Raw genomic sequence first — 555 nt, forward strand, 5'->3', positions numbered from 1 at the left:
GATCGTCAGCAGCGTCGAGGCCGACAACCCGCCGGCATCGGTCGCGGTGATCACCACCGTCACCGTGCCGGTGGTCTCGTGATCGAGCGCCACCCCGTCCCTCAGCTTCAGCGCGCCATCCACGATCTCGAACCGGTCGTCATCCACCGACAGGGTCAGCGCGTCACCATCCGGGTCGCCCGCACTCACCGTGCCGATAACAGCACCCGCCGCGTTCTCGGCAACCGTGTCGCCATCGACCACCGGCGCCGCCGGTGCCTCGTTCACATCCGTGACCGTGATCGTCACCGTCCGGCTGGCGGTCAGCCCGCCGCCATCGGTCGCCGTCAGCACCAGATCGATCGTGCCCGCCGCCTCGTGATCCAGGCTCACACCATCACGCAGCTTCAGCACACCGCCCACGATCTCGAAACGCGCATCGTCGACGCTGTAAGTGAGCCGGCCATTGCCGCTCGCCGGCGCGTCCGGATCGGTGGCACTCACCCGCCCGATCACCGCACCCGCCGCGTTCTCGGCAACCACCGTCCCCGACACCACCGGCGCCGTCGGCATCTC

1 protein-coding gene is annotated in these 555 nt (G+C 69.2%); it reads right to left on the reverse strand.

The features are described from left to right. On the reverse strand, window positions 1-555 hold a 555-nt coding region (locus IEW15_RS25670), incomplete at both ends, for a cadherin repeat domain-containing protein (protein WP_229708898.1).

The sequence above is a fragment of the Tistrella bauzanensis genome (assembly GCF_014636235.1).
Classification (GTDB): Bacteria; Pseudomonadota; Alphaproteobacteria; order Tistrellales; family Tistrellaceae; genus Tistrella; species Tistrella bauzanensis.